Below are 25,032 nucleotides of genomic sequence, written 5' to 3'. Positions count from 1 at the left end.
GAAAGGAAGATTAACCTTTGGCTTATCCAAGAACCAATAGACTAAATGAAGAAATTAAAAAAAGTGTAAGTCTAATTATTAGAAATAGTTTGAAAGATCCAAGAATATCCTCCATGACAAGCATCACATCAGTAGAAGCAACTCGTGATCTTAGATATGCAACAATCTATATAAGCATTTTAGGTACAGAGAGAGAAAAAAGGGAAACATTAGATGGACTAAAGAAATCTGCAGGGTTTGTTAGAAGAGAAATTGGTAAACATATTAAAATACGTTATGTACCTGAAATAATCTTTAAATTAGATGAATCTATCCAAAAAGGAATGGCCATGCAAGAACTAATATCCAAAATCGAAACAGGTGAAAAAAAGAGAAGTGAAGAAAGTGATAAACTTAATGATAAACAATCTCATACAGAAGATTAATCAGACTAGTAAAGTTGCAGTCATATCTCATATAAATCCAGATGGAGATAGTTTAGGTTCTACAATAGGATTAGGTATAGCATTAAATAAAATATGCGATGATATAACAATATATAACACTGATATAGTACCATTAAAATTTAAATTTCTACCTAATATTGATTTGTTGACAAAATATGACAATTATCCAGAGTGTAAATATGACTTCTGTTTTGTTTTGGATTGTGGAGATGAGGATCGTTTAGGTGAATGTAAACGCATTTTAAATCAAAGTAAAACGGTAATTAATATTGATCATCACATCAGTAATACTATGTTTGGAGATGTAAATATTGTAGATCATGATGCATCTGCTACTTGTGAAATTATCTATCACATTTTAGAAGATAATTTTATAATTGATAAAAACATTGCAACTTGTTTATATACAGGAATTTTAACCGATACTGGTAACTTTACTTACAGTAACACAACCTATAAAACTCATGAAATTGTTTCAAAACTTGTGAAAACTGGTATTGACATTGAAAATATTTCTTTTAATTTATATCAAAACAATTCTTTACAAAGTGTTAAGCTTACTGGATCTATTTTGAGCAATTTAGAAGTAACTATGGGTGGTAAAGTTTCATTCGTAACAATTACATGTGAACAGGTTAAATCTTATGGAGTAACTATTGATGAAGTAGATAGTGTAGTCAACTTTGCGCGAGATATTAAAGGTATAGAAGTTGCTATTCTTATTAAAGAACAATTTAATAGTACTAAAGTAAGCCTAAGATCAAAGAGTAATTTTGACGTTAGTGAAATTGCTCGCCATTTTAATGGTGGTGGTCACAAAAAGGCCGCAGGAATAACAACAACATGTACTCCAATTGAAATTAAAAACAAAATAAAAGATATTTTATCTATTTATTTGGGTAGGTGACTTTTATGGAAGGTATAATAAATATCTTAAAACCTCCTGGAATGTCCTCTCATGATGTAGTTAATATTATTAGAAAAAAAACTAATATTAAAAAAGTGGGACATACAGGGACCCTTGATCCAAGTGCTGCGGGTGTATTACCAATATGTATTGGAAAAGCAACAAAAATCTCAAATTACTTACTAAACGATACTAAATCTTATCGTGCTGAGTTATTACTTGGAATTGAAACGGATACACAAGATACAGATGGACAGATTTTAAAAACAAAGACTATAAATAAATCAAAAGAAGATATCATCAGGACTATATTAAGCTTTGTAGGCGTGTATAACCAAGTCCCACCAATGTACTCTGCATTAAAGGTCGGTGGAAAAAAACTTTATGATTTTGCAAGAGAAGGAATTGAAATAGAAAGAAAATCAAGACGTATAGAAATTTATAAAATACATATTGTTTATATTAAGGATAACAGAGTTTTATTTGATGTTGAATGTTCTAAAGGAACCTATATTAGAACGTTATGTCATGATATTGGCCAAGCATTAGAATGTGGTGGAACAATGTCATTTCTACTTAGAACACGAGCAGGTAAGTTTGATATTGATTCAACAATTTCAATTGAAGAGCTTAACCAAACTAATTTAATAAAAAAACATCTATTACCAATAGATTATCCTCTAACACATATACCAAAAATTCATATACATCCATCACAAAAGAAACTAGCCTTAAATGGAAATCCAATTAGTGAAAAATATTTTACTACATGTGGACATTGTGACCAAGATCAGACAGTGGCTATTTATTTAGAGAACAAATTTGTTGGTTTAGGAAAAATACAAAATGATCCATCAAATAACGCATTATTATTGAAATTTTCTAGGCTACTTATTTAAAGAGGGGCAATATAAATTTATGAGAGTACTAAATAAATATGAACAAATCAATAAAAATATATCTAGAGGTGTTGCTCTTGGCAACTTTGATGGTATTCATTTAGGCCATCAGAAATTGATCAAAACATTAGTTGAAAAAAGCAAGTTAGAAGATATGGAGTCATGTGTTTATACTTTTTTAAATCATCCTCAAAGTCTTGTTAAAAAGCAAAATTTCAAAATGCACATTACAAATTTTTACAACAAAGTGGAGATATTAAAGTCATTTAATCTTGACACTCTCTTTTTTGATACTTTTAGCGAAACTATCATGAGCTTAAGTGCAGAAGAGTTTGTAATAAAAATATTGATAAATACTTTAAATTGTAAATTTGTAGTCGTTGGATTTGATTATAGATTTGGTTATAAGGCTCAAGGAGATGTTTCTCTTTTAAAAACATATGGTGAAAAATATGGTTTTGATGTTATTGTAATCGAACCTGTAGAAATTAACGATGAAAAAGTTAGTAGCTCTATAATAAGAAGCCATATTAAAAATGGTAATATAACTGGAGCTAATACTTATTTAGGGAGGCCTTTTCTCATTAAGAGTCACGTTATAAATGGGAAAAAAAGAGGAAGAACTATGGGCTATCCTACTGCGAACATAGAAGTTGAACCTAATCAGATTATACCTACAGAAGGCGTTTATATAACAGTAGTTACGATAGATGGAGTTAGATATCAAGGGTTAACTTCTATTGGAACAAACCCAACGTTTAATAATCAATATACCAGTATTGAAACTTATATTATAAATTATTATGAACCACTATACGATAGGACTATAACGATTGAATTTTACGAAAAAATAAGAAAGCAGATAAAATTTAAAAATACTAGTGAATTATCGTTGCAAATAGATAAAGATATAAAAAATGCAAAAAAATATTTACAAGATAATAAAGATATGTTAGACTTATAGCGGATATGAAATGAACCTATTCTCGGTAATATGACTCACCGACAGTTACTTAGAATAAGGGGATAATTTTTAAGGAGGTGAACGACTATGGCAAAAGTTGAAAAGAAATCATTAATTGAAACCTATAAAGTGCATGATACCGACACTGGTTCTCCAGAAGTACAAATTGCGTTATTAACGGAGAGAATTAATCACTTGAACGATCACTTGAAAACTCATAAAAAAGATCATCACTCAAGAAGAGGATTACTTAAAATGGTTGGTAAAAGAAGAAATCTTTTAAACTATGTGAAAAATAAAAATATCGAAAGATATAGAGAACTAATTGAAAAATTAGGACTGAGAAAATAATTGCTATGAGCGGGTATACCCGCTCTATATTTATATCTAATGAAAATTTATACATACCTAAAGAATGATTTATATATTTTTTACTAAGACTATAGAATAACTTATGTATTATGCTAATAAATGAAAGGAGGAAATTGTGTGCATAAAGTATTTAAAACAGAAATTGCAGGACGTCCGTTTATAGTGGAAACTGGTAAATTAGCACAATTATCAAATGGTTCGTGCTTAGTCACGTATGGAGAAACCGTAGTACTTGTAAACGCAACAGCATCTAAGGAGCCGAAAGAAGGTATCGATTTTTTCCCGCTAAGTGTAGATTATGAAGAAAAATTATATGCTGTTGGAAAAATTCCTGGAGGATTCATAAAAAGAGAAGCGAGACCATCAGAAAAAGCTATTCTTACATCTAGACTTATAGATAGACCAATAAGACCATTGTTTCCTAAAGGATATAGAAATGATGTACAAGTTATTGCAACTGTTTTATCTGTAGATCAGGACTGCCCTCCTGATATTACTGCTATGATAGGCTCTTCTATTGCATTATCTATTTCAGATATTCCTTTTCAAGGACCAATAGCATCTGTAAATGTTGGTATGATAAATGGAGAGTTTATTATCAATCCAACAAGCATACAAAGAGACAAAAGCGATTTAGATTTAGTACTTTCAGGTACAAAAGATGCAATAATGATGATTGAAGCAGGTAGTCAAGAAATATCTGAGGAAGAAATGTTAGATGCATTCATGTTTGGTCATAACGAGATAAAGAAAATTATATCATTTATTGATGAGATTGTAGATGAAGTAGGTAAAGAAAAGCAGGAGCTAAAACTAAGTGTAGTTGATGACGATCTTAATGAAGAAGTGCGAAATTATGCTACAAATAAAGTGCTAAATGCACTTAAAACTTTTGACAAGCATGAAAGAAGTGAAAACCTAGATAAAGTTAAAGAGGATACAATCGAATATTTTTCTGAAAAATTTGATGATAGGTTAAAACAAGTTAAAGAAGTACTTGGAAGCATAGTTAAAGAACAGTTAAGGTTTATGATAACAAAAGAAAAAGTTAGACCAGATGATCGTAGTCTTGATGAAGTTAGACCAATATTTTCTGAAGTAGGTATTCTACCAAGAACACATGGATCAGGTCTATTTACACGAGGACAAACTCAAGCCTTAACAGTAGCAACACTTGGACCATTAGGTGAAGTTCAGAAAATTGATGGTTTGGGTGAAGAAGAATCTAAAAGGTACATGCATCATTATAATTTTCCTCCATATAGTGTTGGAGAAGCTAGATTTCTTAGAGGCCCAGGTCGAAGAGAAATCGGACATGGTGCATTAGCAGAAAGAGCATTAGAGCCTATGATTCCAAGTAAAGAAGAATTTCCATATGCTATTAGATTAGTATCTGAAATCCTTGCATCAAATGGATCTACGTCCCAAGCCAGTGTTTGTGGAAGTACATTAGCATTACTAGATGCAGGTGTACCTATTAAAAGTATGGTTGCTGGGATTGCAATGGGACTTGTAAAAGAAGGGGAAGATGTAGCTATATTATCTGATATACAAGGTATGGAAGATGCTTTAGGTGATATGGACTTTAAAGTAGCAGGAACAGGAAAAGGAATAACAGCAATTCAAATGGATATTAAAATTGCAGGAATCGATAGAGACATACTCAAAAACGCCCTAGATCAAGCAAAAACAGGTAGAAATTATATTTTACAAAAAATGAAAGAAACAATTGACTCTCCACGAGAACAATTATCTCCATTTGCGCCAAGAATTCTTAAATTTAAAATTAATCCTGACAAAATTAGAGATGTTATAGGTACAGGTGGAAAAACAATTAATAAAATAATTGATGATACAGGAGTTAAAATTGATATTGAGAATGATGGCACTATATTTATTGCTGCTGAATCACAAGAAGCCGCAGAAAAAGCACTTTCACAAATAGAAAATATTATAAAAGAACCTGAAATTGGAGAAGTTTATAAAGGAAAAGTGATAAAAATTATGAACTTTGGAGCTTTTGTTGAAATTCTTCCAGGTAAAGAAGGACTGGTTCATGTTTCAAATATAGCTCACGAAAGAGTAGCTAAAGTAGAAGATGTTTTAGCAACAAATCAAGAAGTTAATGTAAAAGTAATAGATATAGACAAACAGGGAAAAATTAGTTTATCAATTAAAGCCCTGTTACCCAAGGAACAATAATATAAAATAAATTACATAAACCACATAATGGTTTATGTTTTTTTATTAATTTTAAAAATACATTCGAATAAGTGACGGATATCACAAATAAACTATAAGAAAGGTATCAGTCTTTAAAGGAGGATGTATTATGATATTTATAATTAATAAAAGGACACTCTTTTTTATCGTTTTTGCACTGATTTTTATTCTAATTGTTTCAATTATTGGGTATAGTCTATCTGGAGATGATAAAAATAAAACAGAACCAGTTATAAGTCTTAATCAATCAATACAGCCAGTGGAAAGAGGTGACGATACAAGCAATTATATTGCTTTTGCTTGTAATGTTGATTGGGGTAATGAAGTTATTCCTGATATGCTTGAAATTTTAAGAGATAAGGATGTTAAAATTACTTTTTTTGTTACTGGTCGATGGGCAAAAGAGTTTCCAGATATTTTTAAACTTATCATAGATGAAGGGCATGAGATTGGTAGCCATGGGTATCAACATTTAAATTATGGTAATTTATCACTTGAAAAAAATATTGAACAGATATCAAAAGCAGATGAAATAATATTACCTTACCTAAACAATAAAAAACTAAACTTATTTGCTCCACCTTCTGGTTCCTATAATCAAAATACATTGGTTGCAGCAGAAAAACTTGGATATACAACAATCTTATGGTCAATTGATACAATAGACTGGAGATCAGGCAGTACTAAAGATATAATAGTAGACAGAGTTATAAGTAAAAATGATCATGCGGGCTCAATTGTACTTATGCATCCAATGCCAGAAACTGCAAAAGCTTTGCCAATATTAATTGATAAGCTAGAAGAGAAGCAAATGAAAGTTGGAAGAGTAAGTGATATACTAAAATAGGAGGAAAAATGTACAATAAACACAAATTAAATAATGGATTAAGAATTGTAACAGAAGAAATAAATCATGTTAAATCAGTTACAATTGGAATCTGGATAAAAATTGGAAGTAGATATGAGAAAAATTATAATAACGGAATATCTCACTTTATTGAACATATGCTTTTTAAAGGCACAGCAAAAAGATCTTCAAAACAAATTGCAGAAGAAATTGATAATATAGGTGGACAAATTAATGCCTTCACGAGCAAAGAATATACATGTTACTATATTAAAGTATTAAATACTTACATTGATTCAGTTTTAGATATATTAGCTGATATATTATTTAACTCAAATATAGACGATGCTGAGTTAATTAAAGAGCGGGGTGTTATACACGAAGAAATAAATATGTACGAAGATTCAGCTGAAGATACAGTGCATGAGTTGCATACAAAATCCATTTTTAGAGAAAGTTCCTTGGGACTTCCTATTCTAGGAACAGAAGAATCACTTATCAAAATTGATCGTATTGCTATGAAAAAATTTTTAAACAAGCATTATGTAGCAAATAATTCTGTTATTTCAGTAGTAGGTAATTTTTCATATAAAGAATTAATAAGTAAGATCGAAGATAAGTTTTCTGGATGGGAAAAGAACTTACCAAATCAAAAGAACAGCAGTAATAATAATGTAACATATAATTTTATGCACGAATATAAGCAAAAAAATATTGAACAAACACATTTGTGCCTAGGGTTTAGAGGTTTCAATTTAAACTCAGAATTATTATATCCTATGTATGTTCTAAATAATATTTTTGGTGGCAGTATGAGTTCACGACTTTTCCAAAAAATTCGTGAAGATCACGGTTTAGTTTATTCTATTTATTCATACCCATCTGTATATGAAGATGCTGGTCTATTCAATATTTATGCTGGGCTAGCTCAAAAAAATTTAAGCCAAGTATGTTCTTTATTAAGTAACGAATTAAAAGACATATCAAAGACTGGATTTACATACGATGAATTAAAAAAATCACAAGAACAGTTAAAAGGAAGTTATATAATAAGTTTAGAAAGTACTAGTAGTAGAATGTCTGCAATGGGCAAATCAGAACTTTTACTGAATAAGACTTATACGCAAAATGATATCATTCAAAAAATAGATGATGTAACCATGGAGGACATAGACCTTATTATAAGAGAAATAATTAACTTTGAAAATCTTGCATCTACAACAATTAGCAAAGAAGATGAATCTGACAAAGTAAAAAAATATCTTAATATGTAGTTAATTTAAAATCCACTGTCAAATAGATAGTGGATTTTAAATTTTAATTATGAATATTAAGAAAAAATAGTAATATAGATATAAGAATAAAAATAGGAGGTAGATAAGATGTTATTTAGTACAATTGGTGGTAAAGAAATTGTAAACTTGAATGATGGTAGTCGTCTTGGGATAGTTGCAGAATCAGATTTATTGATAGATGAAAAAACCGGTAGAATAATTTCATTATTAATACCTGATCGCAAAAGTTTACTAAATTTTTTTTCTAATAACTCAGCGATGGAAATTCCATGGGAATCCGTTAAAAGAATCGGTACAGATATGATTATCATTGAACTTGAGGATGACAATAAGAAAAAACACACTTACTAATTGATTTAAAAAAATAAATGGTTTAAATCTTTTAATAAAATTTAGAATAGTTGTTGATAAATAGCTAACAATAATATTACATAAGATGATAAAGAAATTTGAGGTGAATATATGAGTTTTATAAATCAAGATCAACAGCGATCAACTAACAATGAAAATAATAAGGAAGTGCAAAATATTAATAGTTTGGGAACTATTAATATTCCAGAGTCTGCTGAAAATATACATACATTAACTATTATAGGTCATATTGAAGGTCACTTAGCTTCCCCACCACAAAACAAGGCCACAAAATACGAACATATCATACCACAACTAGTTGCTGTGGAAAATAACCCTAAAATACAAGGTATGTTAGTTATATTAAATACTGTGGGAGGAGACGTTGAAGCAGGACTAGCATTATCAGAATTAATAAATAGTCTATCAAAACCTGTAGTAACTTTAGTTCTTGGAGGGAGCCATAGTATAGGCGTTCCACTTGCAACTTCAGGACTGTATTCTTTTATTGCTCCCTCTGCCACTATGACTATACACCCCATAAGAATGAACGGACTAGTTATTGGAGTTCCTCAGACTTTTAGGTATTTTAGTAAAATGCAAGATAGAATAATAGACTTTATAGATAGAACATCTGATGTTGATAAAGAATCAATTTTAAAGTTAATGAATACAACAGATGAGTTAGCAAACGACGTAGGAACGATTTTAATAGGAAAAGAGGCTGTTGACTTAAAATTAATTAATGAAGTTGGTGGTTTAAATCAGGCAATTAATAAATTGAAATCACTAATTACAGTTTAATATTCTTCTAATAAAATTATAGCTTGTTTACACAAACTTTTTATAAGATATGTTACTGCAAATGTTTTTTATTAGTGTTTTGTCAAAGGGGGGGATTATATTTTATCTCGCTCCTTTATTACAGTAATGCTTATTTAAAGTAGTAAGAGAATATAAGAGAAAGTTCAGTTAATAAACCTGTGCTGTAAACATAGGATTAAACTTAACATATAATTTTTAATTATTTCTCAGATAGAACAATTAATGGGTTCGCTTTCGAACTCTATGAAAGTTTCTATAACCAAATAACTACGTTTTAATACTTAAAGAACTTCGCCGCTAAAAATGTTTTTCTCATTGACAAATTTTATAAAATTGCTCTCAGAAGTTATGAAATAAGCAACTAACTCACCAAATGACTTTTAGTTTAATTAAGAAGAACACTTAATATCCTATTTTTCTCACCCAAAGCAAAATAGATTTATATTTGTTGATTTCAGCATTACCTTACACTCATTAATACAAATCAACTTAGAAAGAGAGGAGTATCGTAATTAATGTGATTAAAAATACGGTACTGTTTTCATTGGCAACGAGAATATGTTCACGCAGATTTGTATAGAAAAATCTTATAAAGGACCACCATGAGAAATTTTATTTACTTTTACCCTTTTAAATTTAATAGATTATTGATATATTAGAGTGCACTTATTGATATACCTTCTTTAATTTTAGTTTGAACAACTAAATTCTAGCAGGTATTCTTAATAAGTGCATTATTTTTTGAATAAAAAAAGCTTGAGCATTAACAATTCCTAATATTTATAAAGAACTTAAAAACCATAACCTTTTACTTAAAGATATTCCTTCTACAACTAGTTACTTAATTTTTTTATAACTTTCTAGAATTTTGCAGGAATATGTAATTTATTGGAGAATAATATTATGATTACGTTAATAAAAGGAAGAATTATGATGAAAAACAATTGCGGTTACACATTAATTGAATTAATATTAGTCCTTTCCATTCTTGGGATCATACTGACTTTAGCTAATCCAATCAATTTGAATTTCTACCATGATACAAGTTTAAAGAATCTAGCAGAAGAAGTAAGAAGTGCCAAGCAAATGGCACAACAGTTAAGTATTGATGAATCAAGATCCTATCGTTTTGAAATTGTGGATAATACCTATCGAATAAGGGAAAATTTTTCCCTATCAGAGGTTGTATTTCAAAACAGAATACCTAGAGGAATAGAAATTGAATCTAAGAATCGTAATTATGTAGTTTATAGTCGTAGTGGGACAACCAATTACTTACAACTTACTTTTAGAAACCAAAGAGGTAAAAGGGTACAAGTAGAAACCTTAATTGCTACGGGCAGAGTTCAAATAAATTATCTTGACTAGGTTTTAAGACTGGTGGTGTTTTTGAATTGAAAATAAAAGAAGAAAAAGGCATTATTCTTATAGAAGTAATTGGCGCACTTTTAATATTGTCAATCATGTTTACAGCAACTTTTACATTACTGGCTCAATCGATACAATTTAAGCAGCTAAGTGACCAACAGTATAAAAATATCAAAATAGCACAAGGTGTGATGGAAGAATTAAAAGCAACTAATTTTTTTTACGAAGAAGATCCAGTAGACCTTACGACTTATGATTATAATATCAACATTATTGATTTTGTCGTAAACGAAAAAATTGAAGATAAGCCATACTATAATGTGACTATGATTATTAAAGATAATTTGAATCAGCCGGAAACAATACTACATCGAAAAAGTGTTTTATTAAATCATTTAGACAAGAGCGATTTTTATTATAAAGAGTTTAAAATTAAACCTGAGGACTTTGAGCAATTACAATTACAATATAAAGCATTTAAATTTGAAAGGTAATTAATCATGCAAGTATTTAAAAATAATAAAGGTTTTACCTTAATTGAAATACTCATAGCATTGAGTTTTAGTGCCATTATTTTAATGACGCTATCTACCTACTTGAACTTTGCTTATCGACAAACCAGTAAACAAATAGAAGGTGTAGCACACAACTATCATACTAGATTTGCTATGAGTTATATTGAAAAAACATTACGAGAAATGGATCAAACAAGGATTACATTTCATCGGTCAAGAACAACTTTTGAAGGTTTTAATTCTCAAGAGAAACATGTGAGAGTCGATTTAAGTGGGAATCAGCGAAATCAATTTAACACTTTATTATACTTTAATCGGTCCACCAATCAAATAAGAGTTAATATGCGTAATGAACATAATGTTTTAGCAACTTTTATAGAAGATATTAGAGTAACAGAAATTATTGAAGGCAAGTTGATTGAAATTAAAGTTATATCGAGTAAAAATAATGATTCAGTAAAAACAAAAATATATATCCCATATAAAGTTAGGTAATGTCTATGAAAAAGTATTTAACAAATAGCAAAGGATCTCTTCTGGTTGTAACATTAATTGTAGGATTAATTATTTCGATTATGATTATGACTGCACATCAATTGGTTATTAATCACTATAAGTTAACTCAGTCTAGTATTAATGCTACTAAAGCTCACTATATGGCTGAAACCGGGGTGGATACTTTTTTATATGAGTTAAATGAAATCTGTGAAGAAATAATATATAGTTACTTAGAACTGCTAAAAGAATATAAAGTAAAATATTTAAATGCAGGAGATGTGGACAGTATGATATATAACCTACCACAGTTTTGCGAACTGTTTCGTAGCTATTTTAATATACACAAGAATAGGATAGAGATAAAACGTATAAATCCTTTTGCAGAATATACCAAACCCCATCATTATGAGGTTAAAATTGAAAATTATGAACCATTTAACAATAGAATTGAAGTAAAAGTGAAAGGACAATATGACAGAGCAAGGCGATTTATAAAAATAGAAATAGAATTACCAGTAGATATAATTGATGGCGTTGATGAATATAATTTACCGAAAACAAAAATAAAACCCTTTGAAATTATTCGTTATTATCAAAGCTTTGGTGTATAATACTATTTTATAGTTATATGTTAAACGATTAGAAAAAGAAATATACAAAATTTACCAGGATCATACTACATTTGTTTTAACAGATACATAGTAGATTTAAATTAAAGAAAGTATATTTTAAGGAGGACTAAAAAATGATTGTAAAAAACCATATGGAAAGTGTAGTAGAAAGGTTATTACCAGTTATAGTGGGTAAATATGATATATGTCAGTGTGAAAGATGCATGGCAGATATAAAAGCAATTGCTTTAAATTATCTAGAACCAAAATATTTTACTTCTGACGATGGAGAAATATACTATAGAGTAAATGAAATGTCTGTACAGTTCGATACCGATGTAACAAAAGCGATTACATTTGCAATTGATCGAGTTAAAAGTAGGCCGAAGCATAATAGACCAAATACGTGAAACTTTTAAATTTAACAAATACTACTTAAAGGTATGCGAAGGAAAGATTATCTATTCAAATACTAGGAGTTGTGGTATGATGATAGATGATTTAAACTAAAGGAAGTGTTTAGTAACCATGGAAAAATATATTGTTATACATGGACCTAATTTAAATTTATTAGGAACAAGAGAACCAGAAATATATGGATCAACAACTTTAGAAGAAATTAATGAGATGTTATATAATGAAGCAAAAAAGTATAACATAACCTTAGAGATATTTCAGTTGAATAGTGAAGGGGAAATTATAGACACTATTCATAAGCATAAAAATGCTTGTGGAATGATCATAAATCCTGCCGCATATACACACTATAGTATCGCGATCCTTGATGCTATTAAGGCTACGAACTTACCGACTGTGGAAGTTCATTTGAGCAATATACATACAAGGGAAGATTTTAGGAAAAAAAGTGTAACAGCTGAAGGTTGTATCGGACAAATAAGTGGATTTGGATCACATAGCTACATCTTAGGTTTGAATGCTATTCTAAACAAGAACCAAAATAATAAAGCTAGGAAGTGATCTTTTTGCAAAAGGAAAGATTAAATAAGGCACAAAGCATACTTACATCTGAAAATATAGATGCTGTGCTTATTGCTAAACCAGAAAACAGAAGGTACATTTCTAATTTTACAGGATCAGTTGGTTTTTTAGTAATAACAAAAGAAGCACCTTATATACTTGTTGATTTTCGATATATTGAACAAGCTAAATCACAATGTGAAGACTTTAAGGTAGTAGAGATTAATAAAGAAAATCCAATTGAAAATATTTTTCAAAAACTTAATTTAAAGCGTGTTGGATTTGAAGATGAATATATGACATATCAGCAATATAATAAACTATATAATAAAAAGTATAATATTGACCTAGTACCTTTAGGTAATAAAGTGAATAAGTTAAGAATGGCTAAATCTCAGACAGAAGTAGACTACATAAAAAAAGCTGCTTCCTTAGCGGATGAAGCCTTTGATCATATATTAAGTTTTATACAGCCTAATATGGTGGAAAGAGAAATCTCTTTGGAACTAGAGTTTTTTATGAAGAAAAAAGGCGCAAGTGCAAATAGCTTTGACTTCATTGTTGCTTCTGGTAAACGTTCTTCTTTACCCCATGGAGTTGCGTCTAATAAAAAAATAACAAAAGGTGATTTTGTCACCTTTGATTTTGGTTGTGTATACCATGGCTATTGCTCTGATATGACTAGAACCATTGTGATTGGAGAAGCTAATACAAAACAACTGGAAATATATAATACTGTTTTAAAAGCACAAGAAACAGCCCTAAGGGCAGTGAAACCTGGTATAACAGGTAAGGAATTAGATGAAATTGCAAGAAATATTATTGCGAAAAAAGGATTTGGTCAATATTTTGGACATGGTTTAGGACATGGGGTAGGGTTAGAAGTACATGAATTGCCTCATATAAGTGTTTTAGGCGAAGAACCGTTAAAGCCTGGTATGGTAATTACTATAGAACCTGGAATCTATATACCTGACTTTGGTGGTGTTCGAATTGAAGATTTAGTAGTAGTAACAGATGACGGGTATGAAGTTCTATCAAAATCAACTAAAGAATTAATAGAACTTAATATATAAAATGAGAAAGTAAATATAAGCTATCTCATGAATTACATAAGAACTTGGAGGGATAAACATGATATCAGCAGGTGATTTTAGAAAAGGCGTGACATTCGAAATGAACGGAGAGCCATTTGTCGTTTTAGATTTCCAACATGTTAAGCCAGGAAAAGGAGCTGCTTTTGTAAGAACAAAGTATAAAAATTTAAAAACCGGGGCTACAAGAGAAGAAGCATTTAATCCTTCTGATAAATTTCCTAAGGCGCACATTGAAAATAAGGAAATGCAATACTTATATAATGACGGTGAATTTTATTACTTCATGGATAATGAAACTTATGATCAAGTACCTTTAGTATACAGTGATGTGGAAGGTGCGATTAAATTTTTAAAGGAAAATGATAATGCTGTCATTAGATTTTATCAAGGAAAAGCTTTTCAGGTAGATCCACCAAACTTTGTTGAATTAACCGTAACAGAAACTGAGCCTGGAGTTAAAGGGGATACAGCTTCTAACGTAACAAAGGCTGCTACTGTTGAAACCGGTGCAGTTGTACAAGTTCCTTTGTTTGTAAATGAGGGAGATGTTGTTCGTATCGATACTCGTACAGAAGAATATATGTCTAGAGTATAAAAAAAGTTAGTTATGAAATAATATAAAAAGAATTTTAAAAAAGGAGGTTTCATAATGTCACATTTACAAGAAAGAGTTGCATATCTTAAAGGGTTATCAGAAGGTATGGGAGTAACAGAGGAATCAAAAAAGGGCAAACTACTATTAGGAATCATTGATGCCTTAGAAGATTTTGCAGATGAGATGCAACATATGCAAGCAGAACAGGAAAGTTTAGAAGAGTATGTTGAATCAATCGATGAGGATTTAGGTGATGTGGAAGATGATCTTTATGAACTTGATGAAGATGAAGAAATTGACTATGTTGAAGTAGAGTGTCCTACATGTGACAGAAAATTCTATGTAGAAGATGAAATCTTATATGACGATAATTCTGAAAACGATGCAATTGCGTGTCCAAATTGCGATGAATTACTAGATGTGGATGATTTAGAAATCGAGTATGAAGAAACTGGACATGTATGTGATTGTAACGATCATGTAGACACTTGTACTGTTTTCGAAGAAGAAGACTAAAACAGCATAATTTTAACGGACAGACCAACGATTGTTGGTCTGTCCATTTTTTTTTTTTGAATTTTTAGCATAAAAATGCTTGTACGACAATATGTATATTTATATAAGGGGGGACAGGTTATGATGAATCAAATGCAACCAAACTATTTTCATCAGATTGAAATGTTTTTATGTCCCGAAATTAGGGCATTAGTTAGTAAATTGCCTAAAGACATATTAAATGCAATTGAAGAGGTACGATTACGAGTACACAGGCCATTGATGATTTATTGTAATGGAAAAGACCACTTCATTGATGTGAATGGAAAGACAAAAGAAAGTGCCAATGCTAGTTACATAGTAACTAAAAAGAATATTGAAAATACCCTTCAGTTTATAACAAATTATTCTATTTATTCTGTTGAAGAGGAGATGAAAAACGGTTATATAACAGTACAAGGGGGGCATAGAGTTGGAATCGTTGGCAAGGTTCTACTTTCAAAAAATGAGATAAAATCAATGAAAGAGTTTTCTGGATTGAACATACGTATTTCAAAAGAGAAAAAAGGAATAGCTTCGTCTATTCTTAAATATATGGTGAATGACAAAAAGGAGTTTATAAATACAATTATTGTTTCTCCACCCCAATGCGGAAAAACAACTTTACTAAGAGATATTATTAGAAATTTTAGTGAGGGCGTTCCTGAATTAGGTATTAGTGGTCAAAAAATTGGCGTCGTAGATGAACGATCCGAAATAGCTGCATGTTTTCAAGGGGTACCTCAAAATGATTTAGGACCAAGAGTTGATGTGCTTGATGCATGTCCAAAAGCGATTGGAATGATGATGTTAGTTAGGGCGATGTCCCCTAATATTATTGCTACTGATGAAATAGGTCGTGGAGAAGACATTAATGCCATAGAAGAAGCATTATTAGCAGGGATAAAATTAATTACTACTGTTCATGGTAAAACCTTGGATGATATTTTACAGAGAATGTATATAGGAGACCTTATAAAAAGGGGTGTTTTTGAAAGGGTAGTTGTTTTATCAAATTCAAAAGGGGTTGGAACGATAGAAAAGGTACTAGATGGTATTACGTTAAAAGAATTAACGAAAGCTAGTATTAAAAACAAAGTAGGGTGATTTTTCATGATGATAAAAATGATACTTTCTATATTGATTGTAGTAGGCAGTACACTTATAGGCATTATTTATGCGAATGCATATATCCAAAGAACTAAATCATTAAACAATATTATCGGAACGCTTCAAACATTAGAATCTGAAATTGTGTATTGTGCTACACCGCTACCCTTTTTATTAAGAAAAATATCTACACGGGATAACCAAGATATAAATAGAGTGTTTTCTAAAACCGTAGATATACTTGATAAAAAGGATGGGAGTACATTTTTTAACGCATGGAAAGAAGCAATACACATAGAGACAAAAAATACAGTATTAAGTGCTGATGATATCGAACTATTAGTTCAATTAGGAAACAATTTAGGAACATCGGACATAGAGGATCAAGTGAAGCATATAAGGCTTGCCATGGAAGAAATAAAAAGAAATTACGAAGCCGCAATACTGGCTCAAAATAACAATGTAAAACTTTGTAAAAACTTGGGCTTCTTATTCGGAGTAACGATTGTAATATTATTTTTTTAATATAAATAAACACTACACACTGTAAAGGAAGAGGGGGAAAAACATGATTATCGATGTTGACATGATTTTTAAGATTGCAGCTATTGGAATATTAGTATCTGTCTTAAATCAAGTACTAATAAGAGCAGGTAGAGAAGAACAAGCAATGATGACAACCTTAGTAGGGATTGTTGTTGTATTAATGATTGTTATTAATATGATCAGTCACTTATTTGATACGGTTAAAACCATGTTTCAGTTATATTAAGGAAGTGATTATATGGAAATTTTTCAAATTGTTGCAATTGGGTTTATAGCAACGATCCTATCTGTATTAGTGAAGAAACAAAGTCCAGAGATTGGTATGTATATAAGTGTTGTAGCTGGAATTTTCATCTTTATGTTTGTTATTTCCCGCCTGCAAGCAGTATTTGTAGTTTTAGACCAACTTGCTAGCAGTATACAAATTGAGGAGATTTATCTATCAACAATTATTAAGATTATTGGCATAGCATATGTAGCTGAGTTCGGCGCGCAAATCTGTAAAGATGCTGGTGAAGGAGTTATTGCTAGTAAAATAGAGTTCGCTGGTAAAATTTTAATTATGTTTTTATCTGTGCCTATTTTAGTTTCTCTTATGGACCTGATTGTAAATATTGTACCGTAAGATGAGGATGTGAATCTATGAAGAAACTAGTAAGTTTTATTATAATCTTTTATATTGTATTCCCTTTTTCTGTACATGCCGAAGAAAGTAGCAGAATAATTAATCCTGAAGAAATCATTATTAACCAAATGGATGATATAGAAACCGAGGAGCTGCAAGAAATTTTAGATGGGGTAAGTCATGATCTAAATGATTTAGTACCACAACTTGAAATAAGAAATTTTTTATTAAAGCTAATTAGAGGGGAAGAAATCGTATCTTTTAGAGAAATTATTAATAGTAGCTTACAGTATCTTTTTAGAGAAATAGTAGCAAACTGGAAATTGCTTGGACAAATAGTAATTCTATCAGTAATTTGTGGAATCTTAAGTAATTTGCAGAGTGCATTTGAAAATGATGCAGTAGGGAAGCTAGCATATAACGTATGTTACTTAGTTATAGGCAGTTTAACAATAAGAAGCTTTTATATAGCTGTTAACTTAGCTAGTGAAACAATAGATACAATGGTTACTTTTATGCAAGTTTTATTACCAATATTACTTGCCATGCTTTTAGCAGTAGGGGGTATTGCTTCATCTGCTTTTTTACATCCTTTTTTATTAGGCGCAATAGGTTTTATAGGAACAATAATAAAAAATGTAGTATTACCTCTAATATTATTTTCAGCGGTTTTATCAATTGTTAATAATTTTTCAACTAAAATACAAGTATCAAAACTAGCAACATTTTTAAAACAAATTGCAGCAGTTATATTGGGATTTATATTTACTATTTTTGTTGGTGTTATTTCTGTACAAGGGTTAACATCATCCACAGTTGATGGAGTAACCATACGTACTGCTAAGTTTGCAGTTGACAAATTTATCCCGATCGTAGGTGGTTTTTTAGCAGATGCAATGGATACTGTTATAGGATGCTCATTAATATTAAAAAATGCTTTAGGCGCTATTGGATTTATAACAATTTTTCTAATTTGTCTATTACCGATTATCAAAATAATAGCGCTAATAGTTATATATAAACTATGTGCTGCAGTAATTGAACCATTATCTCAAAACAATTTAGTGAAGTGTTTAAATGAGATGAGCGGATCTTTAGTCCTTCTCTTTGCAACAATTACATCTGTGGCAATTATTTTCTTTATAACAATAACAATAATTGTAAGTACGAGTAATATAACTGTCATGATGAGGTGATAAAATATGGAATTTTTAAGAAACTGGATAATTACAATTATATCTGTCATTATCTTTGTAACCTTTATAGAAATAATCATTCCAAATAATAAAAATAAAAAGTATATAAATGTTGTTGTTGGATTGTTAATAATTGTAGTTATATTAAATCCAGTGATGCATATATATAACCGAGGTTTAAATTTTAGTGATACTGTTGTCCAAGCTTCAAATGAGTTAGAGACAATTACTACCCATAGTAGAGTTAAGAATCTGGAAAGTAATCAAGACCAATTAATTATAGACATTTATAAATCTAATTTAATAGAACAGATGAAAAACCGAATAAAACAGACTACTGAATTTACCCCTAAAGAAATTGTATTAGAAATATATAAAGATAATGAAAATTTTGGATTAATTAAATCTATCGAATTGTACTTAGTAGAAGACTTAATAAATACTAGCCCTAAAAAGGACAGTAATGATATTGAAACAGTTAACATAGATATAAATTTAAATAAGAAACAAGAAGTAGAAAGGGAGGGAAAGATACTTAGCAATAAAAAAAGCCAAAGTATAAAGACAGATCTTAGTGAGTTTTATAATCTACCAGAAGAAAATATAAATATATATATTAAAAATAAAAATACGAGTGAGGAGGGAAATGTAGATGGATCTTAATAAACTAACGGAAAAGTTAAAACAATTTATGTCAAAAAAATATGTTGCAAATATAATTGTTGTTGTTGCTATTCTAATTATTGGACTTATTGCCTATGGAGATCTTTTTACGACTAAGGGATCCAGTACAAAAGATATTATGCAAAGTCCAATGGATGATGTCTACGTACAAGATACAAATGGACCCAAAACAGAAGAAGAGGTAATAGAGCAAAGACTTAAGGCTATATTGGAAAATATCAGGGGTGTGGGAGAAGCTACTGTTATGGTAACTTTTGAAACAGGGACAGAAATCATACCTGCATCAAATACTGTGAGTACGCAAGATACAACTGAAGAACAGGATGCTAATGGAGGGACTCGAACAGTACTATCACAAAGTGACACACAAACCGTAGTTACATCAAATGATAGTCAATCACAATCTCCCTTAGTACTTAAAGAGATAAAACCAAATGTAAATGGTGTTATTGTAGTTGCAGAAGGGGCAGAAAATATAGTAGTTAAGTCTAAACTCTATGATGCTGTTAAGACAGTATTACAAGTACCTGGTCATAAGGTGCAAATTTATCCTAAATAACCACTAACAATGATATAAGGGGGAGAATATATGAGTACTGAAAAAAGGAAAAAAAATTTTGTAATATTTTCTTTAGTAATGATGTTATGTTTAATTGGTTATGTTAATTATAACCTCAACAAAGAGTCATTATTACAAACATCGAGCGAATTAGAGCAGTATAAATTATCAATGATGGAAGAAAGCGGCATGTTGTCGGACTTATTAAACGATGAAGATGTATTCTTTGAAGATGATAGTGTAATACTTGAAAATGACAGCGAAGAGGAGCCAGATGATAATGAATTAAGTGATAAAGAAGTAGCAGTAGTAGACAGTAGAGATGAAGGTCGAATGTTAGAATTAACACAAGAGGCTTCTACAAATCTATCGGAATCAATTACTAGCCAAGAGATGATGCAAAGCAGTGCTTACTTTATAGAGGGACGTATCGAAAGAGACAAGACAAGAAGTGAAATGATCAGCCATTTAAATCAAATCATAGTAGATGAAACTACGAGTGCGGAGATGAAAAGTCAAGCTGAGGATTTAAAGTTAAGTGTAATTTCTAACGTTGACAGAGAAGTAGTTATTGAAAATATGATAAAGGCAAAAGGTTTTAATGATGCACTTGTTTACTTAACGGATGATTCGATTAGTACAGTTGTCCACGCTACTTCATTAAATGAAAAAGATGTTGCTCAGATTTTAGATGTAATTAGGAGAGAAGCAAGTACAATTCCTTTAGATAACGTAATTATAATGAATAAAAAATAGAATTGTTTGTAAATATGATTTAAATTTGGTATAATACTTGTAGTTTATTGTAGTTATTGGAGGGAATAATGTGGATGCTATAAATACTTTAGAACATGGAGAAGTAAAGATTGCAGAAGAGGTTGTAGCAACGATAGTTGGGTTAGCAGCAACTGAAGTAGCAGGAGTAGCAGGAATGAGTGGCGGACTTGCAAATGGAATTGCAGAAAAGTTGGGAAAGAGAAGCTTATCTAAAGGTGTTAAGTTGGAAATTTCTAGCAATGAAGTTGCAATTGATCTATATATCATTGTTGATTATGGTACAAAAATACCTGATATTGCTTGGGATATACAAAGCAATGTAAAAAAAGTAGTAGAAACGATGATTGGTATTAAGGCTACGGAAGTAAATATCCATGTTCAGGGTGTAAACTTTCCGCAAGAATCAAAGAGTAATTAATTAGTTAAATATAGTATTAATAACTAACCCTCTCAATCAAAGAGGGTTAGTTATGTTATATACGAGTTGCTACTATATAAAATGGTTAAGCGTTTGAGTTTAAGTGTTGGATTAAAAAGTTAGAATTAGGAAATAATGCGGATAGCATTTACTTTAGGAGGTAAGCAAATGAATAGAAGATTAGCTAGGGAAACATGCATGCAGATATTGTTTGAAATGAACATTAATAAAAACTTTGATAAACGTATTGCTGATCGTTTCATAAATGATGAGTTATATGTTGGGAATCAAAAAGAATACATAAAATCTCTTATTGATGCTTTTTTAAATAATAAAGAAAATATAGATGATCTATTAAAAAAAGTGGCTGTTAGCTGGGAATTTGATAGAATAGCTAAAGTTGATTTAGCGATTTTAAGACTAGCAGTTACAGAAATAAATTATTTAGAAGATATTCCTGTAAATGTTTCAATAAATGAAGCTTTAGAGTTGGGAAAGAAGTTTAGTACTGATGATTCAAGCTCATTCATTAATGGAATACTTGGTAAACTTGTAGAAAAAGGGGAGTAATTAAAGTGGGGGCAAAAATTATAGATGGGAAAGAAATAGCTAGTGAGATTATAGAGGAAATAAAATTACATATAAACCAATTTAAAAAGGATATACGCCCTGGTTTAGCTGTTGTATTAGTCGGTGATGATGAGGCTTCCAGAACATATGTAGATATGAAAGAAAAAATGTGTCATTATGTTGGCATACATTCGAGGGTTATAAAATTGGATAGTACAATAACAGAGAAGGAGTTATTACAGGTTATACAAGAATTAAATGCTGATACCGAGATCCATGGTATTCTTGTACAATTACCATTGCCTAAGCATATTAATGAGTTTACGATTAATGAAAGTATCTTGCCTCAGAAAGATGTAGATGGCTTTAATCCAGTTAATATCGGGAATTTACAACTAAACAGAGCTTCTTTTATTCCTTGTACACCAAAAGGTATTATACAATTATTAAAAAAAGTGGGTATAGAGATAGAAGGAAAAGAAGCGTTAGTTGTAGGACGGAGCAATATTGTTGGTAAGCCAACAGCAGACTTGCTGCTAAATGAAAATGCAACAGTAACAATATGTCATTCGAAATCTAAAGATTTACAAAAACTATGTTTAAGAAGTGACATAATTATTTCAGCAGTTGGTAGCCCAGGTCTAATAACCGACGATATGATTAAGGATGGCACAGTCATCATTGATGCTGGGACATCGATGATAGATGGAAAATTAGTTGGCGACGTTAAGTATGATTTATGTTATAAGAAAGCAGGCTATATTACCCCAGTACCAGGAGGAGTTGGCCCGATGACAATCGCAATGTTGATGAAGAACACATTAAAAGCAGCGAAAGAAGCAGAAGAGGCGGTTTAAATGAATATCAAAACCCTTAGTGTATCTCAAGCAAACGATTATATAAAAAGACTTTTAGTCAGCGATCCAATTTTGCATAATATAAAAATTGAAGGTGAACTATCTAATGTAAAATATCATCATAGTGGACATATTTACTTTACATTAAAAGATAAACAGTCAAAAATAAATTGTATTATGTTCAAGTCTTATACTGAAAAATTAGATATACAAATTAAAAATGGGATGGCTGTCATTATACGTGGGTATATCTCTGTCTATGAACGGGACGGACAATATCAACTATATGCCTCCGAGATTGAAGAAAAAGGGCTTGGTGATCTATATAAAGCCTATACACAATTAAAGGAACGGTTAGAAAAGGAAGGATTCTTTGATATTAGTTATAAAAAAGATTTACCTTTTAGACCAAGAAAAATCGGGGTAGTAACTTCGTTAACTGGTGCAGTAATAAGAGATATAATAACTGTAACATTAAGAAGGTTTCCTAAGGTTCAATTATCAATTTATCCTGTTCCTGTTCAAGGTGAAGGTTCTGCAGAATCGATAACAAAAGCAATAAACAAGATCAACAAATCTAAATTAGATATAGATGTTATTATTATTGCTAGGGGTGGAGGGTCTATAGAAGAATTATGGTCATTTAATGAAGAACTTGTTGCAAAAGCAATTTTTAATAGCAAGATACCAATAATTTCAGCAGTTGGACACGAGACAGATTTTACTATAGCTGACTTTGTTGCAGATATAAGGGCGAATACGCCATCAACAGCAGCAGAACTTGCTGTACCGAGCTATAAAGAGCAGCAAGCATATATTGATGGGATACATAAGCGACTAATAAGTAAAATGAATGAAAGAATGAATGTACATAGAAAGAATCTTGATTATATTAAAAACAACCAATACTTTAGGCACCCTTTTGATCGTGTTTTTAGTGAACAGCAATATGTAGATCAAATTGGTAAAGATTTAAATAAATTAATGGACTATTTTTTTAGTACCAAAAAGAATAAATTACTTAGTCAAGCTAAGCGGCTTGATAGTCTAAATCCTTTATCTATTCTTACCAGAGGTTATGCGGTTGTCTATGATAAAAATGAAAAAGCAGTCAATAGTGTTAAAAACATACAGATTGATGAAAATTTATTTGTAAATTTCTTAGATGGATATGCAAAGTGTACAGTAAATGAATTAATAAGGGAGGACAAGGCACTTGACGAAGAAAATGGATTACGAAAAATCACTGAATCAATTAGAAAAAGTAATTGAGCAATTAGAGAATAAGGAGTTATCATTAGATGACGCACTTCTCTTGTTTCAAGAAGGCATTGAACTTTACAGGCTTTGTCATTCTAAACTCAATGAAGTAGAGCATAAAATTTCACTAATTATAGATGAAAATAAAGAATTAACAGAAACACCTCTTACCCTAGATGAATTGGAGGAATAAAATTGAACTTCAAGGAAAAAAACCAAGATTATATTAGCTTAACGAATAAACATCTAAATCAGTATTTTGACTTTAAGAAATCGGATAACAAAAAACTTATTGAAGCAATGAAGTACAGCTTATTCGCTGGAGGAAAAAGAATACGCCCAATTATAGTTTTAGGAACCTATAATGTTTTTGGGACAAACAACGAAGAAGTTTTACCCTATGCTTGTGCTTTAGAAATGATACATACTTATTCATTAATTCATGATGACTTACCTGCTATGGATAATGATGACTTTCGCCGTGGAAAACCTACTAACCATAAAGTTTACGGAGAAGGCTTAGCTGTTTTAGCAGGAGATGGCTTATTGAATTATGCATTTGAGATTATGCTCGCTAATGCTATTAATAAAGAAAACTCAATGTCTCATATTAAAGCAATGTATGAAATATCAAAAGCTGCAGGAATAAATGGCATGATAGGTGGCCAAATAGTAGATTTAGAAAGTGAAAATAAAGAAATAAATGCGAGTACACTGGAATATATCCATATGAACAAAACTGCTGCTTTACTAACTGCCTGCTTTAAAGTAGGGGCTATTATTGGTCAGGGAACTGAAAAAGATATACAAAATATGAGCTTAGTTGGGAAAAATCTAGGGTTAGCCTTCCAAATAAAGGATGATATATTAGATGTCGTAGGAGATACTGAAAAATTAGGTAAGAAGGTTGGTAGTGATGAAGAAAAGAAAAAATCTACTTATCCTGTTATGTACGGATTAGATTTTTCCATTAATAAAGTTAAGGAGCTTACTGAAAGTATTCATGACGTTCTTCAAGGGTATGGAGAAAAAGCTAACTTCTTATTAAGTTTAAGTCAATATCTAATTGACCGTGAATACTAGTGCATCTATAAGGAGGAGATTA

The 25,032-nt window shown here is 30.6% G+C and carries 33 protein-coding genes; all 33 read left to right on the top strand.

Annotation, left to right across the window (positions count from 1 at the left end; genetic code table 11):
* The first annotated feature begins 17 nt into the window (after positions 1–17).
* The 33 genes from rbfA to RH915_RS01660 all read left to right on the top strand — a co-directional run bounded on the left by rbfA (position 18) and on the right by RH915_RS01660 (position 25,010).
* Positions 18–425, top strand: coding sequence for a 30S ribosome-binding factor RbfA (gene rbfA / locus RH915_RS01820; RefSeq protein WP_310477569.1), 408 nt, complete (start codon positions 18–20; stop codon positions 423–425).
* Positions 385–1,353, top strand: coding sequence for a DHH family phosphoesterase (locus tag RH915_RS01815; RefSeq protein ID WP_310477568.1), 969 nt, complete (start codon positions 385–387; stop codon positions 1,351–1,353). The genes rbfA and RH915_RS01815 overlap by 41 nt, the downstream gene beginning before the upstream one ends.
* A 5-nt stretch (positions 1,354–1,358) precedes the next feature.
* Positions 1,359–2,252, top strand: coding sequence for a tRNA pseudouridine(55) synthase TruB (gene truB / locus RH915_RS01810; RefSeq protein WP_310477567.1), 894 nt, complete (start codon positions 1,359–1,361; stop codon positions 2,250–2,252).
* Between the two features lie 19 nt (positions 2,253–2,271).
* Positions 2,272–3,216, top strand: a complete 945-nt coding sequence (locus tag RH915_RS01805) for a bifunctional riboflavin kinase/FAD synthetase (RefSeq protein WP_310477566.1) — start codon at positions 2,272–2,274, stop codon at positions 3,214–3,216.
* An 87-nt stretch (positions 3,217–3,303) separates the two neighbouring features.
* The gene (gene rpsO, locus RH915_RS01800) at positions 3,304–3,567 is read left to right on the top strand and encodes a 30S ribosomal protein S15 (RefSeq protein WP_310477565.1); all 264 of its coding nucleotides are present in this window, start codon (positions 3,304–3,306) and stop codon (positions 3,565–3,567) included.
* Positions 3,568–3,705: 138 nt separating this feature from the next.
* Positions 3,706–5,790, top strand: a complete 2,085-nt coding sequence (locus RH915_RS01795) for a polyribonucleotide nucleotidyltransferase (protein ID WP_310477564.1) — start codon at positions 3,706–3,708, stop codon at positions 5,788–5,790.
* 130 nt (positions 5,791–5,920) lie between these two features.
* The gene (locus tag RH915_RS01790; protein WP_310477563.1) at positions 5,921–6,658 is read left to right on the top strand and encodes a polysaccharide deacetylase family protein; all 738 of its coding nucleotides are present in this window, start codon (positions 5,921–5,923) and stop codon (positions 6,656–6,658) included.
* Positions 6,659–6,666: 8 nt separating this feature from the next.
* Positions 6,667–7,932: a M16 family metallopeptidase gene (locus tag RH915_RS01785; RefSeq protein WP_310477561.1), complete on the top strand. Its 1,266-nt coding sequence runs from the start codon at positions 6,667–6,669 to the stop codon at positions 7,930–7,932.
* Positions 7,933–8,040: 108 nt separating this feature from the next.
* Positions 8,041–8,304 carry a YlmC/YmxH family sporulation protein gene (locus tag RH915_RS01780; protein ID WP_310477560.1) on the top strand — a complete coding sequence of 88 codons (264 nt, stop codon included), beginning with the start codon at positions 8,041–8,043 and terminating at the stop codon, positions 8,302–8,304.
* A gap of 111 nt (positions 8,305–8,415) precedes the next feature.
* Positions 8,416–9,108 carry a ClpP family protease gene (locus tag RH915_RS01775; RefSeq protein WP_310477558.1) on the top strand — a complete coding sequence of 231 codons (693 nt, stop codon included), beginning with the start codon at positions 8,416–8,418 and terminating at the stop codon, positions 9,106–9,108.
* A gap of 924 nt (positions 9,109–10,032) precedes the next feature.
* Positions 10,033–10,497 (top strand): prepilin-type N-terminal cleavage/methylation domain-containing protein, encoded by a 465-nt coding sequence (locus tag RH915_RS01770; protein WP_310477557.1) that lies wholly within the window; start codon positions 10,033–10,035, stop codon positions 10,495–10,497.
* Between the two features lie 26 nt (positions 10,498–10,523).
* Positions 10,524–10,991, top strand: a complete 468-nt coding sequence (locus RH915_RS01765) for a type IV pilus modification PilV family protein (protein WP_310477555.1) — start codon at positions 10,524–10,526, stop codon at positions 10,989–10,991.
* Positions 10,992–10,997: 6 nt separating this feature from the next.
* The gene (locus tag RH915_RS01760) at positions 10,998–11,507 is read left to right on the top strand and encodes a PulJ/GspJ family protein (protein ID WP_310477554.1); all 510 of its coding nucleotides are present in this window, start codon (positions 10,998–11,000) and stop codon (positions 11,505–11,507) included.
* 5 nt (positions 11,508–11,512) lie between these two features.
* Complete coding sequence (locus RH915_RS01755) at positions 11,513–12,121, top strand: hypothetical protein (protein WP_310477553.1); 609 nt, start codon at positions 11,513–11,515, stop codon at positions 12,119–12,121.
* A 134-nt stretch (positions 12,122–12,255) separates the two neighbouring features.
* Positions 12,256–12,531 carry a late competence development ComFB family protein gene (locus tag RH915_RS01750; protein WP_310477551.1) on the top strand — a complete coding sequence of 92 codons (276 nt, stop codon included), beginning with the start codon at positions 12,256–12,258 and terminating at the stop codon, positions 12,529–12,531.
* 118 nt (positions 12,532–12,649) lie between these two features.
* Positions 12,650–13,099: a type II 3-dehydroquinate dehydratase gene (aroQ, locus tag RH915_RS01745; RefSeq protein ID WP_310477550.1), complete on the top strand. Its 450-nt coding sequence runs from the start codon at positions 12,650–12,652 to the stop codon at positions 13,097–13,099.
* 5 nt (positions 13,100–13,104) lie between these two features.
* Positions 13,105–14,175 (top strand): M24 family metallopeptidase, encoded by a 1,071-nt coding sequence (locus RH915_RS01740; protein ID WP_310477549.1) that lies wholly within the window; start codon positions 13,105–13,107, stop codon positions 14,173–14,175.
* A 58-nt stretch (positions 14,176–14,233) separates the two neighbouring features.
* Positions 14,234–14,791 carry an elongation factor P gene (gene efp / locus RH915_RS01735; RefSeq protein ID WP_310477548.1) on the top strand — a complete coding sequence of 186 codons (558 nt, stop codon included), beginning with the start codon at positions 14,234–14,236 and terminating at the stop codon, positions 14,789–14,791.
* Positions 14,792–14,845: 54 nt separating this feature from the next.
* Positions 14,846–15,307, top strand: a complete 462-nt coding sequence (locus tag RH915_RS01730; RefSeq protein ID WP_310477547.1) for a CD1247 N-terminal domain-containing protein — start codon at positions 14,846–14,848, stop codon at positions 15,305–15,307.
* 120 nt (positions 15,308–15,427) lie between these two features.
* Complete coding sequence (gene spoIIIAA, locus RH915_RS01725) at positions 15,428–16,432, top strand: stage III sporulation protein AA (protein WP_310477546.1); 1,005 nt, start codon at positions 15,428–15,430, stop codon at positions 16,430–16,432.
* A gap of 6 nt (positions 16,433–16,438) precedes the next feature.
* Complete coding sequence (gene spoIIIAB / locus RH915_RS01720) at positions 16,439–16,960, top strand: stage III sporulation protein SpoIIIAB (RefSeq protein WP_310477545.1); 522 nt, start codon at positions 16,439–16,441, stop codon at positions 16,958–16,960.
* A gap of 43 nt (positions 16,961–17,003) precedes the next feature.
* Positions 17,004–17,207, top strand: a complete 204-nt coding sequence (gene spoIIIAC, locus RH915_RS01715; protein ID WP_331618244.1) for a stage III sporulation protein AC — start codon at positions 17,004–17,006, stop codon at positions 17,205–17,207.
* 12 nt (positions 17,208–17,219) lie between these two features.
* Positions 17,220–17,606: a stage III sporulation protein AD gene (gene spoIIIAD, locus RH915_RS01710; protein ID WP_310477544.1), complete on the top strand. Its 387-nt coding sequence runs from the start codon at positions 17,220–17,222 to the stop codon at positions 17,604–17,606.
* Positions 17,607–17,623: 17 nt separating this feature from the next.
* Positions 17,624–18,802 carry a stage III sporulation protein AE gene (spoIIIAE, locus tag RH915_RS01705; protein ID WP_310477543.1) on the top strand — a complete coding sequence of 393 codons (1,179 nt, stop codon included), beginning with the start codon at positions 17,624–17,626 and terminating at the stop codon, positions 18,800–18,802.
* A gap of 6 nt (positions 18,803–18,808) precedes the next feature.
* A complete protein-coding gene (spoIIIAF, locus tag RH915_RS01700) occupies positions 18,809–19,465 on the top strand; it encodes a stage III sporulation protein AF (RefSeq protein WP_310477542.1) in 657 nt (218 codons plus the stop codon).
* Positions 19,455–20,045: a stage III sporulation protein AG gene (gene spoIIIAG, locus RH915_RS01695; protein ID WP_310477541.1), complete on the top strand. Its 591-nt coding sequence runs from the start codon at positions 19,455–19,457 to the stop codon at positions 20,043–20,045. The genes spoIIIAF and spoIIIAG overlap by 11 nt, the downstream gene beginning before the upstream one ends.
* 30 nt (positions 20,046–20,075) lie before the next feature.
* Positions 20,076–20,801 (top strand): SpoIIIAH-like family protein, encoded by a 726-nt coding sequence (locus RH915_RS01690; protein ID WP_310477540.1) that lies wholly within the window; start codon positions 20,076–20,078, stop codon positions 20,799–20,801.
* A 70-nt stretch (positions 20,802–20,871) separates the two neighbouring features.
* On the top strand, positions 20,872–21,240 hold the full coding sequence (locus tag RH915_RS01685) for an Asp23/Gls24 family envelope stress response protein (protein ID WP_310477539.1): 369 nt from the start codon (positions 20,872–20,874) through the stop codon (positions 21,238–21,240).
* 168 nt (positions 21,241–21,408) lie between these two features.
* Positions 21,409–21,810, top strand: a complete 402-nt coding sequence (gene nusB, locus RH915_RS01680; protein WP_310477538.1) for a transcription antitermination factor NusB — start codon at positions 21,409–21,411, stop codon at positions 21,808–21,810.
* A gap of 5 nt (positions 21,811–21,815) precedes the next feature.
* Positions 21,816–22,667, top strand: coding sequence for a bifunctional 5,10-methylenetetrahydrofolate dehydrogenase/5,10-methenyltetrahydrofolate cyclohydrolase (locus RH915_RS01675; protein ID WP_310477537.1), 852 nt, complete (start codon positions 21,816–21,818; stop codon positions 22,665–22,667).
* Positions 22,668–23,939 (top strand): exodeoxyribonuclease VII large subunit, encoded by a 1,272-nt coding sequence (xseA, locus tag RH915_RS01670; protein ID WP_310477536.1) that lies wholly within the window; start codon positions 22,668–22,670, stop codon positions 23,937–23,939.
* The gene (gene xseB, locus RH915_RS01665) at positions 23,884–24,120 is read left to right on the top strand and encodes an exodeoxyribonuclease VII small subunit (protein WP_310477534.1); all 237 of its coding nucleotides are present in this window, start codon (positions 23,884–23,886) and stop codon (positions 24,118–24,120) included. The genes xseA and xseB overlap by 56 nt, the downstream gene beginning before the upstream one ends.
* A gap of 2 nt (positions 24,121–24,122) precedes the next feature.
* A complete protein-coding gene (locus tag RH915_RS01660; RefSeq protein WP_310477533.1) occupies positions 24,123–25,010 on the top strand; it encodes a polyprenyl synthetase family protein in 888 nt (295 codons plus the stop codon).
* The last annotated feature ends 22 nt before the right edge of the window (positions 25,011–25,032 follow it).

The sequence above is a fragment of the Serpentinicella sp. ANB-PHB4 genome, assembly GCF_031432315.1.
Taxonomy (GTDB): domain Bacteria; phylum Bacillota; class Clostridia; order Peptostreptococcales; family Natronincolaceae; genus Serpentinicella.
This window is presented reverse-complemented; position numbering and strand designations above follow the sequence as displayed.

Bases quoted from the DNA above. Each gene is read 5' to 3' on its own strand.
- RH915_RS01790 (WP_310477563.1), top strand. From the start codon at position 5,921: ATGATATTTATAATTAATAAAAGGACACTCTTTTTTATCGTTTTTGCA.
- RH915_RS01690 (WP_310477540.1), top strand. From the start codon at position 20,076: ATGAGTACTGAAAAAAGGAAAAAAAATTTTGTAATATTTTCTTTAGTA.
- efp (WP_310477548.1), top strand. From the start codon at position 14,234: ATGATATCAGCAGGTGATTTTAGAAAAGGCGTGACATTCGAAATGAAC.
- truB (WP_310477567.1), top strand. From the start codon at position 1,359: ATGGAAGGTATAATAAATATCTTAAAACCTCCTGGAATGTCCTCTCAT.
- RH915_RS01770 (WP_310477557.1), top strand. From the start codon at position 10,033: ATGATTACGTTAATAAAAGGAAGAATTATGATGAAAAACAATTGCGGT.
- RH915_RS01805 (WP_310477566.1), top strand. From the start codon at position 2,272: ATGAGAGTACTAAATAAATATGAACAAATCAATAAAAATATATCTAGA.
- spoIIIAA (WP_310477546.1), top strand. From the start codon at position 15,428: ATGATGAATCAAATGCAACCAAACTATTTTCATCAGATTGAAATGTTT.
- RH915_RS01775 (WP_310477558.1), top strand. From the start codon at position 8,416: ATGAGTTTTATAAATCAAGATCAACAGCGATCAACTAACAATGAAAAT.
- RH915_RS01780 (WP_310477560.1), top strand. From the start codon at position 8,041: ATGTTATTTAGTACAATTGGTGGTAAAGAAATTGTAAACTTGAATGAT.
- RH915_RS01760 (WP_310477554.1), top strand. From the start codon at position 10,998: ATGCAAGTATTTAAAAATAATAAAGGTTTTACCTTAATTGAAATACTC.
- spoIIIAF (WP_310477542.1), top strand. From the start codon at position 18,809: ATGGAATTTTTAAGAAACTGGATAATTACAATTATATCTGTCATTATC.
- aroQ (WP_310477550.1), top strand. From the start codon at position 12,650: ATGGAAAAATATATTGTTATACATGGACCTAATTTAAATTTATTAGGA.
- RH915_RS01755 (WP_310477553.1), top strand. From the start codon at position 11,513: ATGAAAAAGTATTTAACAAATAGCAAAGGATCTCTTCTGGTTGTAACA.
- RH915_RS01730 (WP_310477547.1), top strand. From the start codon at position 14,846: ATGTCACATTTACAAGAAAGAGTTGCATATCTTAAAGGGTTATCAGAA.
- rpsO (WP_310477565.1), top strand. From the start codon at position 3,304: ATGGCAAAAGTTGAAAAGAAATCATTAATTGAAACCTATAAAGTGCAT.
- nusB (WP_310477538.1), top strand. From the start codon at position 21,409: ATGAATAGAAGATTAGCTAGGGAAACATGCATGCAGATATTGTTTGAA.
- spoIIIAC (WP_331618244.1), top strand. From the start codon at position 17,004: ATGATTATCGATGTTGACATGATTTTTAAGATTGCAGCTATTGGAATA.
- spoIIIAB (WP_310477545.1), top strand. From the start codon at position 16,439: ATGATGATAAAAATGATACTTTCTATATTGATTGTAGTAGGCAGTACA.
- xseA (WP_310477536.1), top strand. From the start codon at position 22,668: ATGAATATCAAAACCCTTAGTGTATCTCAAGCAAACGATTATATAAAA.
- spoIIIAD (WP_310477544.1), top strand. From the start codon at position 17,220: ATGGAAATTTTTCAAATTGTTGCAATTGGGTTTATAGCAACGATCCTA.
- RH915_RS01785 (WP_310477561.1), top strand. From the start codon at position 6,667: ATGTACAATAAACACAAATTAAATAATGGATTAAGAATTGTAACAGAA.
- RH915_RS01750 (WP_310477551.1), top strand. From the start codon at position 12,256: ATGATTGTAAAAAACCATATGGAAAGTGTAGTAGAAAGGTTATTACCA.
- spoIIIAE (WP_310477543.1), top strand. From the start codon at position 17,624: ATGAAGAAACTAGTAAGTTTTATTATAATCTTTTATATTGTATTCCCT.
- spoIIIAG (WP_310477541.1), top strand. From the start codon at position 19,455: ATGGATCTTAATAAACTAACGGAAAAGTTAAAACAATTTATGTCAAAA.